Here is a 17,626-nt window from a genome sequence, read left to right on the forward strand (position 1 = left end):
ACGGTGCCGGCGCCCGCCGCCGGGACACCGCAGCACCCAAGGGGAAAGGTGAGGACATGACCAAGCTATCGGCCTCCGCGCCGGCCACGTTCGTGAGCGTGTGCTCCGCCGACGACCGGCGCCGGACCATCTCGCTGCGCTTCCTGATGAGCGAGCGGATCATGATGTTCATCTCGCCGGTGGTGCTGCTGCTGATCTGGCAGGTGGCGGCGGAGCTCGGCGTCATCGACCAGCGCTTCTTTCCCGCCCCCAGCCGGATCTTCGCCAATTTCGAGGAGCTGGTGGCCAACGGCACGCTCTGGAAGAACACGCTCGCGAGCCTCCAGCGCTTCGCTTTGGGCTGTCTCGTGGGTGGCGTGCCGGCGCTTTTCCTCGGCATCGCCATGGGCATGTCGCGGCCGCTGCGGGCGATCGTCGATCCGCTGATCGCGGTCACCTATCCCGTGCCCAAGAGCGCCATCCTGCCGCTCATGCTGCTGATCTTCGGCCTCGGCGAGGGCTCCAAGATCGCCATGGTCGCCATCGGCGCGTTCTATCCCATCGTGATCAACTCCACCGCCGGCGTGCTGTCGATCAACAAGATCTATCTCGACGTGGGCACCCATTTCCGCGCCACCCGCTGGCAGATGTTCCGCACCGTCGCGCTGCCCGGCGCCCTGCCGTTCATCATGACCGGCATCAAGCTCGGGGCGGGCCTCGCTTTGGTCTTGATCGCGCTCGCCGAGATGGTCGGCGCCAACCGCGGGCTCGGTTTCATGATCTGGAATTCGTGGGAAGTGCTGGCGGTGGAGACCATGTATGTGGGCATCCTGGTCATCGCCTTCATCGGCTTCCTGCTGACGATCGTGCTGAACGAGCTCGAGGCCTGGCTCGTGCCCTGGAGCAAGCGGAACTGATGGCCGGCCGGCCCGGGCTTGCGGTCCGGGGCGGGTTTGCTACCCAGGGGCGGTGATCGCCCCTTGAACGATGCTCATGGTTGGACGCCGATGCGAAACATGGATGTCTCAGTCGCCGGGATCCGTAGCGTCGGGAAGAGCCCGCTGCAGGCGGTGGTGCGCCTCTTGCGCGACGCGATCCTGCGCGGCGAGTTCGCGCCCGATACCAAGGTGCGCATCGAGGACCTGCGGGCCCGCTACGGCACCTCCCTCGGCACCGTGCGCGAGGCCCTCTCCTGCCTCCTCGCCGAGGGCCTCGTGGTGGAGGAGGGCCAGAAGGGCTTCCGCATCGCCTCCATGTCGGTCGCGGACATCACCGACATCATGACCACGCGGTCGGTGCTGGAGAGCCATGCGCTCACTTATTCCATGCAGCACACCAGCGTGGACTGGGAGGCCGGCGTCGTCGCCAGCCTGCACCTGCTCAACCGCATCGAGCGCGACAGCGCCGCATTCGGCGAGTGGCTGGCCGCCAACCGGGCGTTCCACCTCGCTCTGTGCTCCGGATGCCCGTCGCCGCGCCTGCGCGACTTCCTCGTCAGCCTGTTCCACCAGTCGCAGCGCTACGGCCATCGCCTCCTGTCCCGCGGCGTGGTGCCGCGACACCTGTCCGACGAGCACGACCAGATCGTGCGCGCCGTGCTCGCCGGCGATGTCGATCTGGCGGTGTCCTGCCTCAAGAGCCATATCGAGCAGGTGAAGGGCGAGCTCGTCGAGATCGCGGCCCTGTCGCCGACACCGCGCGACCCGCCGGAATGACCGAAAGAAGGGATCCATGTCCGACAGCAAGGCGCACCCCGCCGACACCGAAACCGTCGGCACGCTCTCGCAGACCGCCTATCAGCTGATCCGCAGGGACATTCTTTCGGGCGTCCTCGAACCCGGGGCGAAGCTGAAGATCGAGACCCTGCGCGCCGCCTACCAGGTCGGGCCCACCCCCATCCGCGAGGCGCTGTCCCGCCTGTCCGCGGAGGAGCTGGTGCAGATCGAGCAGCAGCGGGGATTCCGCGTCGCGCCGGTCACCATCAAGGAGCTGCAGGACATTTCCGACGTGCGCATCATGCTCGAATCGGAAGCCGTGCGCCGGTCCATCCTGGAGGGTGACTACGCCTGGGAAGCCAATGTGGTGAGCGCGTTCCACAAGCTCGACCGCATGGAGGCGGCCCGGCGCGCGCACGGCGCGGTCGACTTCGACGAATGGGAAGCGCGCAACCGCGAGTTCCACGACGCGCTGGTGGCCGCCAGCGGCTCGAAATGGCTGAACAACCTGGGCAGGCAGCTTTATTCCCATCACGAGCGCTACCGCCGGGCCGCGCTGAAGCAGGAGCACGCGGCCCCGCAGCGCGACGTGCACGCGGAGCACCGCGCCCTGATGGAGGCGTCGCTCGCCCGCAACGTTCCTGCGGCGCTCGACATGGTGCGCCTGCATATCGAGCGCACCGTCGAGGCGGTGCGGGCGAGCCTTGCGGCGGCGCCGCGCCGCGACGCCAGGCAGCGGACCCCGGCCTGAGCGGCGCGCCGGTTTCTCCGGCACGCCGCCATCGTTCGGGACGCGCGATCGCGCGGCGGATTACAGCGCCGGCTTGTAGGGGCCGAGGGTGGACACCGCCGCGTCGGAGAAGCTCATGTCGATCACGCTGTCCAGATTGACCTGACCCTTGATCAGGTCAAGCGTCTTGAAGAACTCGAAGTCCTTCTTCAGGCTGGCCACGTTGACCTTGCCGTTCGGATCGACACCGTTCGGCGTCATCACCTTGAACAGCCCGGGGTCCTGCACCTCGGTATATTTCGCGAGGATCGGGATCACCTCCCCGGCGGTCTTTCCGGCGAAATGGCCGTCGCGCAGGGCGTCGTTGTAGAAGCGCGCGCCGCGGATGTAGGCGCGCATGAAGCGCGTCGCCACGTCGCGCTTGTTCTTCGCGAAATCGCCGCTGTAGAGCACCACGGCGAGCTGGTCGTCCGGATAGACCTCGTCACCGCCGGCGACGCGCACGGCGCTGCCCTCCAGCACCGCGCGGGAGGCGTGGGGCTCGGTGACGAAGGCGGCGCCCAGGGCCTTGTTCTGCAGCGCGAGGGCGAGCTCGGCATGGCCGAGATAGACCACGTCCATGTCGGAGAACTTCAGGCCGCCCTTGACCAGCGCCTCGTTGAGGGTGGAGGCCGCGCTGCCGCCGATGGACTGGCTGCCGAGCTTCATCTTCTTGAGGTCGGCGAAGGACTTGTAGGTGCCGTTGTCCACCAGGTCCTTGCGCACCAGCAGCGGCATGTAGCCGTAGCCGGCAGGCATGGAGCCCTTGTCCGCGACGATCTTCATGTCGATGCCGCGGGCGGCCGAATTGTAGAGGCCGGCGGCGACGGCGCCGGCGGCGACATCGAGCTGTCCCGCACCCAAAGGCGCCACCATCTGGGCCGACGCCTTGAACGGGATGAACTCGACGTCGAGGCCCTCATCCTTGAAGAAGCCCTTCTCGTAGGCGATGTAGAAGGTGCCGTCGCTGATGGCGTTGATGACGCCGACGCGCACCTTGTCCATGGCGAAGCCCGCATCGCTCGCGCCGGCGAGGGTCATGAGCCCGAGGGCGAGAGCGCCCAGGCGGCTCGCCCACCTGCGGCGGCCGGGGGTCGCGGACAGTGGTTCCTTGGTCTGAAACATGGCTTTTCCTCCACCGGATTTCGTGCCGTCGCCTGATCTGCGGTGGCACGGATTGCTTTCGTCGGGCTGTTCTGATTGTTCCCGTACGCCTTCCACTTCACCTTGAACGCCACTTGGTCTTCACCTTCACACCTTGAATGCCCGTCACCGCGCGGCGAAGCTCTTCGCCAGCGCATCGGCGCCCTTGGCGAGGATGCCCACATCCACCCCCACCGCCACGAAGCGGTAGCCCCATTCGATGTAGCGCCGCGCCTCGTCCTCCCGGCCGGTGAGGACGCCGGCGGGCTTGCCGAGGTGCGCGAGGCGCTCGCCCGCCAGCCGGATCGCCTCCTGCACCTCCGCATGGCCGGGATTGCCGATATGGCCCATGGAGGCGGCGAGGTCGGACGGGCCGACGAACACGCCGTCCACCCCGTCCACCGCGGCGATGGCCTCCAGGGCATCGAGGGCGGGGACGCTCTCCAGCTGCACCAGCACGCAGACCTGCTCGTCCGCGCGCTTGAGATAGTCGGCCCGGCGGCCGTAGCGGCTCGCCCGGCCCGAGGCGGTGATGCCGCGCATGCCGGCAGGCGGATAGCGGCAGGCGGCCACCGCGCGCTGCGCCTCCTCCACGCTCTGCACGAAGGGCACCAGAAGGGTCTGCGCGCCGATGTCCAGCAGGCGCTTGATCAGCACCGCGTCGTTCCAGGCAGGCCGGACGATGGGCGTCGCGGTCCCGCCGGCGCTGGCCTGGAGCTGCGTCAGCAGTCCGGGCAGCTCGTTCGGCGAATGCTCGGTATCGAACAGGATCCAGTCGAACCCGCTGTCGGAGACGATCTCCGCGGCGATGTTGCTGCACAGGCTGCTCCACAGCCCGATCTGCAGCCGTCCCTCGACCAGCGCCGCCTTGAATGCGTTCACCTGAAGCTCCATGGCGGCCCCCTCAGACGAACTGCACGGCGAGGCCGCCGAGCGGGCCGAAATCGGCGTGCAGCGTGTCGCCCTTGTCGGCCCAGACCGGACGGGTGAAGGAGCCGGAGAGCATGACGTGGCCGGGCTCCAGCGTGATGCCGAAGGGTCCCACCTTGTTGGCGAGCCAGGCGATGCCCAGCGCGGGATGCCCGAGCACGCCGGCCGCAAGGCCGGTCTCCTCGATCTCCGAGTTGCGATAGAACACGGCGCCGACCCAGCGCAGGTCCACCTCCATGGGGCCGATGGGCCGGCCGCCGAGCACGATGCCGGCCGCCGCGCCATTGTCGGCCACCGTATCGAAGATCCTGCGGGGGTTCTGCACCCGCGCGTCGATGATCTCGATGGCGGGAACCACGTATTCGGTGGCGCGCAGCACGTCGAGCAGGCCCACGCCCGGCCCCTTGAGCGGCTTGCCGAGCACGAAGGCCAGCTCCGGCTCCACCCGCGGCACGCAGTAGTTGGCGTGCGGAACCTTGGCGCCGTCGGCGATCATCATGTAATCGAGGAGATGGCCATAGTCGGGCTCGTCGATCTGCGAGGACTGCTGCATCGCCTTGGAGGTGAGGCCGATCTTGTGGCCGATCAGCCGCGCGCCGCCGGCGATCTTGCGCCGGGTCACCTCGCTCTGGATGGCGTAGGAATCCTCGATCTCGATGGCGGGATAGGTCTTGGAGAGCTGGACCACCGGCGTGCGCGTGCGCTCTGCCTCCAGCAGCAGCTCCACGGCCCGGTGACGGTCACTTTCCGAAAGCATGGGGCGTTCCTTTATTGGCGTCGCGCGTTACAGCTGGACGCAGACGTTGCGCAGCTCGGTGTAGAATTCGAGCCCGTGGACCCCGCCCTCGCGGCCGATGCCCGACTGCTTGGAGCCGCCGAACGGCGTGCGCAAATCGCGCAGGAACCAGGAATTGACCCAGGCGATGCCCACCTCCACCCGCGACGCGACGCGATGGGCGCGGCGCACGTCCTGGGTCCAGATGGCGGCGGCGAGGCCATAGGGGCTGTCATTGGCCGCCGCCACCGCCTCGTCCTCCTCGTCGAAGGGGCGGATGTGGCAGCAGGGACCGAAGATCTCCTCGCGATTGACCACGGACTCCTCCGGCAGGCCGGTCCAGATGGTGGGCTCGATCCACGATCCGGACGCGAACGGGGAGGACATGTCCGCGATGCCGCCGCCGGTGACGATCTCGGCGCCCTCGGCCCGCGCCCGCTCGTAATAGGACAGCACCTTGCGCCGGTGCTCCTGGCTGATCAGCGGGCCGAGGGTGGTGGAGGCATCGAACGGGTCGCCGCACTTCAGCCCCTCGGCGGCGCGCTTCAGGCGGGCCACGAACGCCTCGAAGATCGGCCGCTGCACATAGACGCGCTCGGTGCCGAGGCAGACCTGGCCGCAATTGGCGAAGGCCGAGCGCAGGGTGCCCTGCACCGCCGCCTCCAGGTCGCAGTCGGCGAACACGAGGGCGGCGTTCTTGCCGCCCAGCTCGAACGACACCGGCCGCACGCCCTCGGCCGCCGCCTTCATGATGGCGGTGCCGGTGCGCGTCTCGCCGGTGAAGGTGATGCCGTTCACGCCGGGATGGCGGGTGAGGAACTCGCCGGCGCTGCTCGGGCCGAAGCCCTGGACCACGTTGTAGACGCCGGGGGGAATGCCGGCCTCGTTCATCACCTCGCCCAGCAGCATCGCCGTGGTCGGCGTCTCCTCCGAGGGCTTCACCACCACGGTGTTGCCGCAGGCGAGCGCCGGGGCGACCTTCCAGGTCATGAGCAGCAGCGGCAGGTTCCACGGGCTGATGACGGCGATGACGCCGCGCGGCACGCGGATGGCGTAGTTCAGCGCCTGGCCGCCGTTCGGCGTCGCCATGCGGAAGCTCTCGGTGGCCACCGCCATGATCTGGTCGGCGAACACGTTGAAGTTTGCCGCGCCGCGCGGAATGTCGAGATGCGCGGCAAGGCTCTTGGGCTTGCCGGTGTCGAGGATCTCCGCCCGCAGGAAATCGTCGAACCGCCGCATGATGCCGTCCGCCACCTTGCGCAGCAGGGCGGCGCGCTCCTGCTCGCTCATCCGGCCCCAGGGGCCGCTCAAGGCGCGGCGGGCAGCACGGACCGCGTCGTCCACCTGGCTCTCGTCGGCTTCCGGCACCAGGCTGACCAGGGCGCCGGTGGCGGGATTGCGGTTCTCGAACAGCGCGCCGGTGGCGCAGACGTAGCGCCCGTCGATGAAATGGGCGGCCTGCGGCGGGCTCGCGGTGATGATCTGGTGGGCGGGGGTGCTCATCTTCTGTCTCCGGTGGAGAGGCCCGCCGGCGGCGCGGTCCTGAGGGTCGTGAGGGTGCAGGGGCGCTGCGGGCGGTCCGGAGCGCGGGGGCGGCGCCCCGCCCCGCGGGGCTCAGCCCGCCGCATCGCCTTCGCTCCCGTCGGAGAGGGCGAGGATCGCCCGGCGCACTTCGTCGGCGGTGCGGCCGAGATGCTCCTCGGTCATCCGGCAGGCGCGCAGGGTGTTGCGCGCCATCGCGGCATTGAAGATGGCGAGGTGCTCCTCGTGCACCGACCGCCACTGGCGCGACACGTTCAGGGAGACCCGCCGATAGCGCTCCGACTGGCGGTACAGCAGGTCGCGCAGGCGGATGAGCCAGGGCGAGCCGCAGGCCGAGACGAGCGCCGCATGGAATGCCTGGTTGGCGCTCTCCCACTCCTCGATCAGCTCCTGCGGCAGCGCATCCGCGCTCTCCGGGAGGCGCGCTTCCACCGCCGAGAGGGTCTCGAAGGCGCGGCGGACGCAGGCTTCCCATTCCGCGTCGCCGAGGCGGATCGCCTGGCCGATGGCCTCGGTCTCCACCAGAGCGCGCACCCGCACCACGTCGTCGAGCTCGGCGACGGAGAGCGGCGCCACCCAGAAGCCGCGCTGCCCCTCGGACACCACCAGGAGATCGCCCACGAGGCGGGTCAGCGCCTCGCGCAGCGGCGACATGCCGACCTCGTATTCGGCCACCAGGCCTTCGAGCTTCAGCTTGCTGCCCGCCGTGAGCCGTCCCGACATGATGTCCCGGTGCAGGCTCTTGTAGGCGCGATCGGAAAGCGTGCGTTCGCGGGGTGGCGCGTCGGGTCTCTGCATCATCCACCTCCCACGGGCGGCCGTTGCGGCTGCCGGACGAATTATCGAAAATCTGACGCCGAGGCGTCCGCCAATTTCGAAATATGATGCAAATTGCCGGGGTTTACGCAAGGCGTTTTCATGAAATATCGAAATTAAGTTGACATGCATCGGCGAATGCCTGCCAATAATGTAGGGTCTGCGGGCATGGCGGACGGTCTTCGGAGGGGGTCTGCCGACCCGGCCGCGGAATCCGGACGTATAAGGCACCGCGCGCCGAACAACAGTGGCAGAGAGCTTCCGGCGCAGGCCGGCGGCGATGCAGGCCACGCAAAAAACCGACGAGGCCCAACGGGAGGGGTCGCCATGATCACCATCGAGCAGCTGCGCTATGTGCGCCTCGGCACCCGCGACCTTCCGGCTGCGGCCGATTTCGCGACCCGCATCCTCGGCCTGCAACTGGTGGAGCGCACGCCGCAGCAGGCCACCTTCCGATCCGATTTCCGCGACCACACCCTCGTCTATGTGGCGGGCGATCCGTCCGAGCAGGCGGTGGGCTTCGAGCTCCGCGACGAGGATGCGTTCCAGGCGGCCCTTGCGGCGCTGGCCGAGCGCGGCATCCAAGCGACGCCGGGCACGGCGGAGGAAGCCGCCTTGCGGAAGGTGAAGGCGTTCGCCGCGGTGCGTGATCCGAGCGGCAACCGCATCGAGCTGGTGCTGCGGCCGATGCAGAGCGGCTGGCGCTTCCATCCCACCCGTGATTCCGGCGTGACCGGGCTGGAGGCGGTCGCCCTGCGCGGCACCGCCGGCGAGGCCGACGGGGACTTCTGGACCCGCCTGCTCGGCGGCCGCGTGAGCGACTGGGTCGGAGACGCCGCCTATATCCGCTTCGATGGCGGCGCCCACCACCGCCTCGCCGTCCATCCTGCCGCCACCGCCGGCGTGCTGGCCGTCGAGTATCGCGTGGAAGGAGTCAACCAGCTGATGCAGAACAAGTATTTTCTGCAGGCGTCACAGGTGAGGATCGTCCACGGACCCGGCCGGCGCCCGACTTCGGAACAGATGTTCCTCACCTTCGCGGGGCCCGACGGCGTGCTGTTCAGCTACGTCACCGAAGGCGAGGGGGCCATCGACGAGGCCCGTCACCGGCCGCGCCAGTTCCCCAGGGAGCGCGGGTCGTTCTGCTCCTGGGGCAGTGAAAGCGCCATTCCGGAATTCGCGTAACCGGAAGGCCGGCAGGGAGGAATGCCATGATCAGGCTGCAGGACGTTTCCTATGTGCGGCTCGGCACGCGGGATCTCGACGGCGCGGCGCAGTTCGCCACCGACTATCTCGGCCTAGAGGTTGCCGAGCGCACCCGCGACGCGGTCTATTTCAAGTCGGACGCGCGCGAGCACACCCTGTGCTATTTCGAGGGCGATCCCGCTCTCCACGTGGCGGCCTTCGAGGTGGCGGAGCGGGCGGACCTCGACGATGCCGCTGCGACCCTCGAGCGTCTCGGCCATGCCGTGGCCCGCGGCACGCCGGAGGAGGCCGACCGCCGCAAGGTGCGCGACTTCGTCGCCTTCCGCGATCCCACCGGCAACCTCATCGAGCTGGTGTGGCGCCCCGCCTTCAGCGGCCGGCGCTATCACGGCGTGCGCGATGCCGGCATCACCGGCTTCAGCCATATCGGCCTGTGCAGCACCGACCCGGTGCGGGACGAGGCATTCTGGACCAAGGTGTGCAACGCGAAGGTCAGCGACCGCATCGGCGATGCCCCGCTGCTGCGCATCGACGAAGTGCACCATACCATCGCCCTGTTCCCGTCCACCAAGGCCGGCATCCAGCACATCAACCACCAGGTGGAGACCGGCGACGACATCATGCGCTCGTTCCATTTCCTGAACGACCGGCAGGTGCGCATGGTGTTCGGCCCGGGGCGCCATCCCACCTCCTCGGCCCGCTTCCTCTACTTCGAGGGACCGGACGGCATGGTGTTCGAATATTCCTCCGGCGTCGGCTCCATCGCCGACGAGCTGCTCTATCGCGAGCGCCAGTTTCCGTTCGAGCCCCGCGGCTTCTGCCAGTGGGGCGCCAAGCCCGACATCCAGGAATTTCGGAAATGACGCTGGAAGACGCGGCGCGCTGCGTCCGCCTCGCCGCCCGCGCGCTCGGGCGGCACGGTCTCGTCCACGCCTACGGCCATTGCAGCATGCGCCTCGATGCGGGCTCGTTCCTGGTGTCTCCGCCGCGCCCGCTCGGGCTGGTGGAGGCGGGGGAGCCCTGCACGGTGGTGCCCCTCGACGGCGCCCTGCCCGAAGGGGTGCTGGGCGAGGTGCGGATCCATCGCGAGATCTATCGCCGCCGGCCGGACGTGGGCGGCGTGGTGCGCTCCATGCCACCGAAGGCCATGAGCCTCGGCAGCCTCGGCCTCACCCCGCGGGCGCGCCATGGGTTCGGCAGCTACTTCTTTCCCGGTGCCCCGCTGTGGCCGGACCCGCAGCTGGTGCGGTCCGATCATCAGGCGTCCGAGGTGGCGCGGCAGCTGGGCGAGGCCCGCGCCATCGCGCTGCGCGGCAACGGCCTCGTCACCGCCGGCGGGAGCCTTGAAGAAGCGGTGGTGCTGACCTGGTATTTCGAGGATGCGGCGCGGGTCGAGCTGGATTGCCGCGCCGCCGGGCTGGCCGAGTCCCTGCTGCTGAATGCGGGCCAGGCGCAGGAGCGTGCGACCTGGTCCGGGCGCATCCGCGAGCGCATGTGGGAGTTCCTCACCGCCGGCGATTGCGAGAGCGCGTTCAAACGTCCCGAATAACGGTGTGATTCTGGGGCCTTGGCGGTGCAGCTTCGTCCGTGGCCGGCCGCATAGCAGCGCGGTGACGAAGTGGCAGTTCGATCAAGTGGCCTCTGCCGCGGCCGCGATGTCGAGGAACGCCGGTGCGCCGTCGATTTCGGCGCTGATGACGATGGCCAGCGCGACATCGGTCTGAATGACGAACAAAAACGCGTTTTTGGCGCTCGCAACCTCTCTTGGCGTCCCGTGCCCCAACAGCGCGCGCATCAGAATGCCGATATTGAACCCCGCGACATGGATCAGGTAGCGCTTATGAACGTTCTCGCGCCCGCGCAACCACGCGCGGCGCATGCCGCCGCGATCGAGCACATGGGCGAAGCTGCGCTCGACCATTTCTCCGCGTCGGCGCATCGCGTCCCGCCCGATACCGGATTTCAACCTCGCGCGGTTGGCGTAAATGGCCTCCCGCGCCGCTTCATCGCCATGCCACCGCAAATACCCCTTCGAGGGTTTCGGCTCGGCGATCCGCGTCTTCCAGACGCCGCCGTCGAGGTCCTTCAGCCCCTCGCGTGAATGATGACCTTTGTCAGCCACCAATTCGCAGGGGGCCTCGGGCGTCGGCGCAAGGCCGATATCGGCGAGATTGCGCGCCGCCGCCTCCAGCGTGGGATCGAGCGTCGTCGTATCGCCCTCGTCGGCCGGATGAATCGGGGCCGCCACGATGATGCCGGTGTCGAGATCGACGGCGTGCTCGGGCTTGTAAGCCAGATGCGTCGTCCCGTCCTTCATCCGCGCGATCCTGGCGTCCGGATCGGTCGTGCTCGTCCAGTCTTCGTTCGAGAGCTTCTTGCCCTTCCGCTTGCGGTCGAGCCGGATGAGATCGTCGATCGTCGGCGTTTCGATGCCGCTCTCCTGCGCCATGCGCGTCAGCATCGCGCGATAGGTCTCGCCGCTGTCGCAGCGCGTCGTTGGCTTCCATGGTCGAACCGTCGACGCCGATACGCTCGCCCTTCACCAGACCGCGCGCGGCGACGAGATTCAACACCCAGCCGAACACTTTCTCATGCGCCTCATGCGGCAGGCGCGAGCGCGTCTTCGACAACCACGAATGATCGGGAACCTTGTCCCGGTTCGCCAGACGCAGGAAATCTCGCAGCGAAAAGGAATCCGAGCAACGCCACACAATGCCGCGTTCGCTGTCGATGCCTTCGAAATACCCGACCATGTGCATGCGGAAATATCGGCCCGGCGGCAGCGAGGGCGCGCCATGCGCGGCGCGTAATACGGCTTGCAGACCTCCTCGACGAAGGCGTCGAACCCAGCTTCGATCAGCAAGTTCTGTAGCCTGTCGTAAAAGGCATGCCCCGGCGACCGCGGCATCTCAGCCCATGTCACGACCAGATCACCCTGAGACCCGGTCTCCCGCCGCATCGCCATCCCACACGCCCCGTCCGAATCTCGATGTTCAGACGGAATCAGGCGACTACGACTTCGTCAACGCGCTGTTAGCCTAGGACCACGATGATTGGTCCTGCGGCAGCCGATGATCGGGATCGTGGACCATGACCGTGTCGTCAGCGAGAAGATTGGCTGGAAAGATCACCAGGTTGGTGCCGCCGGCATGGCGAAGTGAGGGAAACAGGATGCCGCGAAGCCCGGCAGTGATCACTCGATCAGCGAGCCTCCAGGATAGAGGGACTTTTCCGTCGATGCGGGCAATGCGGCGCCACGCACAATCCCAGTCCTTCCAGGCGTCATCCCAGACGCTCGGATCGAATCCCTGGGACAGATCCGCGACTTCGCCGAGCGTGACCGTGTAGGCGGCAAGGGTTGCCGGCGGCGTGATGCTGGCGCCTTGCCGGTATTCTTCAAGGGCTGTCTGCGGCGCGCGGGAGAGATAAAGAGCCTCGACGCCGGGCCGGTTAAACCGGCCACCATCTATAGCGGCACCCGCGCCGCTCGTCGGCAGGAACGCCCATTTAGGTGTTAGATAGCGGTGGAATATCTCGTCCGGACCGAGGTGGGCGATCTTCACCCACGGGCTCCGTTCTCGAGATCGCGGATGAAGGCCAGCACCGCCTCTACCTGGCCATCGGCCACGAGCTCAGCCGCCGTGCGATGCCCATAATCGGCGATCGGCTCGTTCCGGTACCAATAAATCGCCTTGTCGATATCCCCGGTGAGTTCCGTGGTTGCCGAGATCACCTTCACCATTTCGCGCATCCGTCCCTGCAGCCGCTCGGAAGAGGGGTTGCGCAAGGTGTTGCGATGAACGCCGGTGAGCTGGGCCAGGTTGGCAACGTTGACGCCGAGTGCCTTAGACAGGCGCTTCGGCGAGATATAGGGCGTCCGGGGCTCCTGAAGGCTGTCGACGAAGCCGGAAACCATTGCAGTGTGAGCTAGCTGAGCCTGGGCCATGGCAGAACCTCGCTTGTGTCATGCACAATATATGCACATTTCAAAGCACATCAAGGTGCGGCTCTGTCCAAGGCGGTCGATAGGCGTTCCACTGCGAAGTCGGGTCAGGGCTGCCGGACTATGGTGCCCACGATATTGACGAGAATACGCGCAGCGGTGAGCGCCGACAGGCCCTCTATGTCGAAGACGGGCAGGTTGATTTCAAGGGCAAGGCGAAAGCCTTCGCCCGGACGTACGCCTTCATCTCGGCCATCCTGCCGTTCACGAACGCCGAATGGGAAAAACTCTCGATCTTCCAGAATTTCCTCGCGCCCAAGCTGCCGGCTCCGCGGGAGGAGGACCTCTCAAAGGGCATTCTCGAAGCGATCGACATGGATAGCTACCGGGTCGAGAAGCAGGCCGCGCAGCGGGTGCAATTGGCGGATCAAGATGCCGAGATCGACCCTGTTCCCACCGATGGCGGCGGCCACAAGGCGGACCCTGAACTCGACCGGCTGTCCAATATCATTCGCGGTTTCAACGATCTGTTCGGGAACATCGCCTGGGAGGACGGCGACCGCATCCGGCAACTGATCGCAAACGAGATTCCGAACAAGGTGGCCGCGAACGCCGCCTATCAGAATGCAAAGCAGAACTTAGACAAGCAGAACGCTCGCATTGAACACGACAAGGCGCTCGGGAGCGTCATCATTGGGTTGATGAAGGACGACACGGAACTGTTCAAACAGTTCAGCGACAATCCTGAATTCAAGCGATGGCTCGCCGATACCATCTTCTCGGCGACATATGACCGGCCGGCGTCACCGCCGCCGTGAGACCGGGGACGTGCCAAGGGCCGATGACGAGACAGACGGGGAATGACGGCGATGCCGGTGCGCAGGGGGCAATAAGCTCGAACGCTGGGAGATCGCCCTGATCAAGGCCATGGTTGCCGATGGGCGATGGCCGAACGATCAGGATATCCTCGCTCACTTCAGCGCGCCGCCGCCGAGGCGGCGATCAGCGCGGGACAGGTGGGGATCCCCCATGGGGCGGGGCCTCCATCGCGCGCTTTCCCGATCGATCAGGCCACCCGCGATCATGCTGATCGTTCGGAGACGCCGGCGGATATCGTGTCCCCGCCAATCCTTCGCGTCGCGATCTTGCTCAACTCGCACAGCCACAGCACCGAACTCGACACCGCGGCACAGAACAGCCAGTCTCCAGCGCCCAGGCTGACGGTCGAGAACGCCTCCTGCAGGACGGGCGTATAGACCACGAAAGCGTGCAGCAGCAGCGAAAGCACAACGGCCCCCCAGAGCCAGTGGTTCGTGAAGAGGCCATGGAATGCGCTGCGATTGTCGGAGCGCGCATTGAAGACGTTGAAGAGCTGGAACATCACCAGAGTGGTGAAGGCCATGGTCTGGCCATAGGCGAGCGTGCCCGTGCCTTCGATCATTCCTCCAGGCAGCGCGGCGTCGAGCACGAGCAGCGTGCCGACCGCCATGATCGCGCCGACAAGGAAAATGCCACCCCACATCCGGCCCGTGATCACGCCTTCGCCGCGCGGGCGTGGCGGCCGGCGCATCACATCGTCGTCGGCGGGATCGACACCGAGAGCCAGCGCCGGCGCACCGTCGGTGACCAGATTGATCCACAGTATCTGCGTCGCCAGGAGCGGGAGCACGACGCCGCCGGTCGCCGCGCCGGTCAGTCCGATCACATCGGCGAGGAGAATGCCGAAGAACATGGTCATGACCTCCCCGATATTCGACGACAGCAGGTAGCGCAGGAACTTCCTGATGTTGGAGAAGATCGCCCGCCCCTCCGCGACGGCGGCGACGATGGTGGCGAAATTGTCGTCCGCCAGCACCATGTCGGCCGCTTCCTTGGAGACGTCGGTGCCGGTGATCCCCATGGCGACGCCAATATCGGCGGCCTTGAGCGCGGGGGCATCGTTGACGCCGTCGCCCGTCATGGCCACCGTCTCTCCTGCGCGCTGCAGCGCTTTGACGATCCGCAGCTTGTGCTCGGGATTGACACGCGCATAAACCGAGACCTCCTGAACGGTTCGGTCCAGTTCCGCCTCGGTCATGGCCGCGAGCTCCGCGCCAGTGACGGCGCGGCCTTCGGCGGTGATGCCAAGCTCGGCGGCGATGATCGCCGCCGTCACTGGATGATCGCCGGTGATCAGGATGGAGCGGATGCCTGCGGCCTGCGCCCGCGCCACCGCCTCGCGCGCTTCCCGACGCGGTGGATCGATCATGCCAATCAGGCCGAGGAAGACGAGATCGTGCTCCGCATCCTCCTCGAAGGCGTCATAGTCGGGACGATCGGCCGGCAGCGAGCGGAAGGCGACGCCAAGCGTGCGCAACGCCTCTTGGGCGAGCGCGTCGTTGCTCGCCATGATCTCGGCCCTGCGCGCATCGGTGAGCGCGACGGTGTCCCGGCCGACAAGTTCCTCGGTGCAGCGCGCGAGCAGAATGTCCGGCGCGCCCTTGGTCACCATGATCAGACGCTCGGGCTGCTCTGCATCGGTATGGACGGTGCTCATCAGTTTGCGTTCGGAGGAAAACGGCACCTCGCCGACCCTCGCGAAGCGCGCATTGAGGGCTTCCGACAGTAGGCCGGCCTTGCGTGCCGCAACGATCAGCGCCCCCTCGGTTGGGTCCCCCTGGACGGACCAGTTGCCGTCGCGCTGCTGCAGAATCGCATTATTGGCCCGCTCGGCGGCCGTCAGCGCGCGCGCAAGCTCGAACTGCAAGGTCTCGCCGGGCGATGGCATGCCGACGAACTCCACATCTCCGTGCGGCGCGTATCCGGTCCCGGACAGGTTCGCGGCGCCGCTCGCCGTCACGACCCGGCGCACCGTCATCTCGTTCCGGGTCAGCGTCCCGGTCTTGTCGGAGGCGATGACGGTCGCCGAGCCGAGCGTCTCCACCGCGACGAGGCGGCGAATGATCGCATTGTTCTTCGCCAGGCGCTGCATGCCGAGCGACAGCACGGCGGTGACCACCGCCGGCAATCCTTCCGGCACCGCGGCGACGGCAAGGGCGACGCCGAGGATCAGCACGTCGAATATTTCCGAGAAGCCGCGGACATCGCTGACAAGGAAGATGGTGCCGATCATCGCGATGGCGATCAGGACAACGGTGACCGCCAGCGCTTTGCCGACGCGGTCGAGCTCCCGCTGCAGCGGCGTGATCTCGTCCGGGGCTTTTTCCAGCATGCCGGCGATGCGCCCCATGGCGGTCCGCGTTCCGGTCGCGGTAACGACGGCGCGGCCATGTCCGTAGACCGCATTGGTCCCGCTGAAGACCATATCGTGCTGGTCGCCGAGCTCGGGCGTGCCGGTGACGGGCGCGACGTCCTTCGAAACCGGCAGGCTCTCGCCGGTGAGGGCGGCCTCCACCGTCTGCAGGGAGGCGGATTCGATCAGCCGCGCATCGGCCGGAATGGTATCGCCTTCCGCAACGAGGACGATGTCTCCGGGCACGAGCTCGGCCGCCGGGATGCTCCGTCTGTCGCCGTCGCGGATGACGCTCGAATGTGTGGCGGACAGTTGCCGCAGGGCCGCGGCGGCGCGCTCGGCCCGAGCCTCTTGAATGTAGCCCATCAGCGCGTTGAGAATCACGATCGCGAAGATCGCCAGCGCCTCGTAGGGCAGCGCCGTGTCGCGCTCCTGCAGCCAGATCGCTGCGGAAATCATCGCCGCGGCGAGCAGCAGAAGCACCAGCACGTCGGTGAACTGATCGAGGAACTTCAGCCATTGCGGACGCGGCGGCACCGCGTCCAGCTCGTTGCTGCCATAATGCGCCAGGCGCCGCGCCGCCTCCGTCGGGCTGAGGCCGGACAGCGGCTGCGTTTTCAGGGCGACAACGACCTCTTCGGCAGTCTGCCGGTATGGCTCATCGATGATCGGGTCGGTGGGTGTGACGGGCATGCCGCAACGATACGCATCCGCGAAGGATTGCAATACGGGACTTCTCTTGGCGCCCTATCTATGCCAAGTCGGCCATACCGCTTCAATGACGAAGGGCGCTCTTCGACGAGATGGACGAAGCCGGTCACAGTCGCGACGGGGACGAAGAACACGAGGTCGTTGCCGAGCGTGTCCAGTTCCGTGGCAATTTCCAGAAGGATTGCATCCTTCATATCCATTGGCCCGACGGATTCAAGAATGCAGCTGCTCCTCGGTGAACGGCGACCAGTCGGCAACAAACAACGCCGCGATCAGAGGACCGATGACGAAGCCATTCATGCCGATTAACGAGAGGCCGCCAACCGTCGATATGAGGACGACGTAGTCCGGCAAACGCGTTCCTCTTCCGACCAAGGCCGGCCGTAGGAAATTGTCGATCGTGCTGATAACCAGCACACCGACCGCCAACAGGATCGCGCCCGTCAAATAGTCCGAGATGAGAGCGGATGCCCATGCCGATGAGAGATCGCCTTCCGAGCACTGCACGCGCTCGAAACCGCCGGGTCGCGCCTCCATGTGCTTGAGGAGACGCTGCTCCATGTCGTAAGCGTCGACGGACGTCGGCCAGCGGTGCGTCAGATAAACGGAACACTGTTCGTTGAGGACCTCGACAGGGCCATGTTGGTTTACTGCCGCGAGCCGACCCTGCACATCTTCCGCGTGGCCGATCTTGAAGAGGTTTCGCTTCCCGAACCTGAATGCATAGGTCGAAGCCGCGCCGTGTCCCGACCGCTCGACCATGTAGTTGGCATCGCCTGGGCGCGGGCCGGTTGTCGGACGATGCCCCTCGTTGAGCCTGCGCATGCGCTTCAGAGTGGGCAATTCCGGAATCAGGAGCCTTTCT

Annotated in this window: 16 protein-coding genes and 2 pseudogenes; 7 read left to right on the plus strand and 11 right to left on the minus strand. The window is 66.9% G+C overall.

Translation table 11 applies throughout. The features are described from left to right. The first annotated feature begins 56 nt into the window (after positions 1–56). The 3 genes from ABLE93_RS21355 to ABLE93_RS21365 all read left to right on the plus strand — a co-directional run bounded on the left by ABLE93_RS21355 (position 57) and on the right by ABLE93_RS21365 (position 2,445). Positions 57–896: an ABC transporter permease gene (locus ABLE93_RS21355; protein ID WP_348841846.1), complete on the plus strand. Its 840-nt coding sequence runs from the start codon at positions 57–59 to the stop codon at positions 894–896. Between the two features lie 99 nt (positions 897–995). After that, positions 996–1,694 carry a GntR family transcriptional regulator gene (locus ABLE93_RS21360; protein ID WP_348841847.1) on the plus strand — a complete coding sequence of 233 codons (699 nt, stop codon included), beginning with the start codon at positions 996–998 and terminating at the stop codon, positions 1,692–1,694. 16 nt (positions 1,695–1,710) lie between these two features. Continuing rightward, a complete protein-coding gene (locus ABLE93_RS21365; RefSeq protein ID WP_348841848.1) occupies positions 1,711–2,445 on the plus strand; it encodes a GntR family transcriptional regulator in 735 nt (244 codons plus the stop codon). A 60-nt stretch (positions 2,446–2,505) separates the two neighbouring features. On the opposite strand, the gene ABLE93_RS21370 is transcribed toward ABLE93_RS21365, so the two are convergent. The 5 genes from ABLE93_RS21370 to ABLE93_RS21390 all read right to left on the minus strand — a co-directional run bounded on the left by ABLE93_RS21370 (position 2,506) and on the right by ABLE93_RS21390 (position 7,651). After that, the gene (locus ABLE93_RS21370; protein WP_348841849.1) at positions 2,506–3,588 is read right to left on the minus strand and encodes an ABC transporter substrate-binding protein; all 1,083 of its coding nucleotides are present in this window, start codon (positions 3,586–3,588) and stop codon (positions 2,506–2,508) included. A 144-nt stretch (positions 3,589–3,732) separates the two neighbouring features. Then, the gene (locus ABLE93_RS21375) at positions 3,733–4,500 is read right to left on the minus strand and encodes an HpcH/HpaI aldolase family protein (RefSeq protein WP_348841850.1); all 768 of its coding nucleotides are present in this window, start codon (positions 4,498–4,500) and stop codon (positions 3,733–3,735) included. A 10-nt stretch (positions 4,501–4,510) separates the two neighbouring features. Next, a complete protein-coding gene (gene hpaH / locus ABLE93_RS21380) occupies positions 4,511–5,293 on the minus strand; it encodes a 2-oxo-hept-4-ene-1,7-dioate hydratase (protein WP_348841851.1) in 783 nt (260 codons plus the stop codon). Positions 5,294–5,320: 27 nt separating this feature from the next. Further along, positions 5,321–6,814, minus strand: a complete 1,494-nt coding sequence (locus tag ABLE93_RS21385; RefSeq protein ID WP_348841852.1) for a 2-hydroxymuconic semialdehyde dehydrogenase — start codon at positions 6,812–6,814, stop codon at positions 5,321–5,323. Positions 6,815–6,925: 111 nt separating this feature from the next. Continuing rightward, on the minus strand, positions 6,926–7,651 hold the full coding sequence (locus tag ABLE93_RS21390) for a GntR family transcriptional regulator (protein ID WP_348841853.1): 726 nt from the start codon (positions 7,649–7,651) through the stop codon (positions 6,926–6,928). Between the two features lie 345 nt (positions 7,652–7,996). On the opposite strand from ABLE93_RS21390, the gene ABLE93_RS21395 reads away from it, so the two are divergent. The 3 genes from ABLE93_RS21395 to ABLE93_RS21405 are packed head-to-tail and all read left to right on the plus strand — an operon-like array spanning position 7,997 to position 10,424. Continuing rightward, positions 7,997–8,854 (plus strand): VOC family protein, encoded by an 858-nt coding sequence (locus tag ABLE93_RS21395; protein WP_348841854.1) that lies wholly within the window; start codon positions 7,997–7,999, stop codon positions 8,852–8,854. Positions 8,855–8,880: 26 nt separating this feature from the next. After that, entirely contained in the window at positions 8,881–9,738 is an 858-nt protein-coding gene (locus ABLE93_RS21400; RefSeq protein ID WP_348841855.1) for a VOC family protein, read from the plus strand. Beyond that, on the plus strand, positions 9,735–10,424 hold the full coding sequence (locus tag ABLE93_RS21405; protein WP_348841856.1) for a class II aldolase/adducin family protein: 690 nt from the start codon (positions 9,735–9,737) through the stop codon (positions 10,422–10,424). Before ABLE93_RS21400 ends, ABLE93_RS21405 begins: the two co-directional genes overlap by 4 nt. A gap of 81 nt (positions 10,425–10,505) precedes the next feature. Here ABLE93_RS21405 and ABLE93_RS21410 read toward each other — a convergent pair whose 3' ends face one another. The 4 genes and pseudogenes from ABLE93_RS21410 to ABLE93_RS21420 form a co-directional block, all read right to left on the minus strand. Next, entirely contained in the window at positions 10,506–11,336 is an 831-nt protein-coding gene (locus tag ABLE93_RS21410) for a transposase (protein WP_348841857.1), read from the minus strand. Between the two features lie 160 nt (positions 11,337–11,496). Next, positions 11,497–11,745, minus strand: a pseudogene (locus ABLE93_RS27025) (transposase family protein); the annotation flags it as partial. A 168-nt stretch (positions 11,746–11,913) separates the two neighbouring features. Further along, the gene (locus tag ABLE93_RS21415) at positions 11,914–12,438 is read right to left on the minus strand and encodes an RES family NAD+ phosphorylase (protein ID WP_348841858.1); all 525 of its coding nucleotides are present in this window, start codon (positions 12,436–12,438) and stop codon (positions 11,914–11,916) included. Beyond that, entirely contained in the window at positions 12,435–12,821 is a 387-nt protein-coding gene (locus ABLE93_RS21420; protein WP_011993008.1) for a hypothetical protein, read from the minus strand. The genes ABLE93_RS21415 and ABLE93_RS21420 overlap by 4 nt, the downstream gene beginning before the upstream one ends. Before the next feature lie 371 nt (positions 12,822–13,192). Here ABLE93_RS21420 and ABLE93_RS21425 point away from each other — a divergent pair, with 371 nt between their 5' ends. After that, a complete protein-coding gene (locus ABLE93_RS21425; protein ID WP_041578039.1) occupies positions 13,193–13,636 on the plus strand; it encodes a hypothetical protein in 444 nt (147 codons plus the stop codon). Between the two features lie 263 nt (positions 13,637–13,899). Here ABLE93_RS21425 and ABLE93_RS21430 read toward each other — a convergent pair whose 3' ends face one another. Continuing rightward, a complete protein-coding gene (locus ABLE93_RS21430; protein ID WP_348841886.1) occupies positions 13,900–16,743 on the minus strand; it encodes a cation-translocating P-type ATPase in 2,844 nt (947 codons plus the stop codon). Positions 16,744–16,974: 231 nt separating this feature from the next. Beyond that, positions 16,975–17,214 (minus strand): annotated as a pseudogene (locus ABLE93_RS21435) (AI-2E family transporter); the annotation flags it as partial. Positions 17,215–17,626: the final 412 nt, after the last annotated feature.

Source organism: Xanthobacter pollutisoli, assembly GCF_040044995.1.
Taxonomy (GTDB): Bacteria; Pseudomonadota; Alphaproteobacteria; order Rhizobiales; family Xanthobacteraceae; genus Xanthobacter.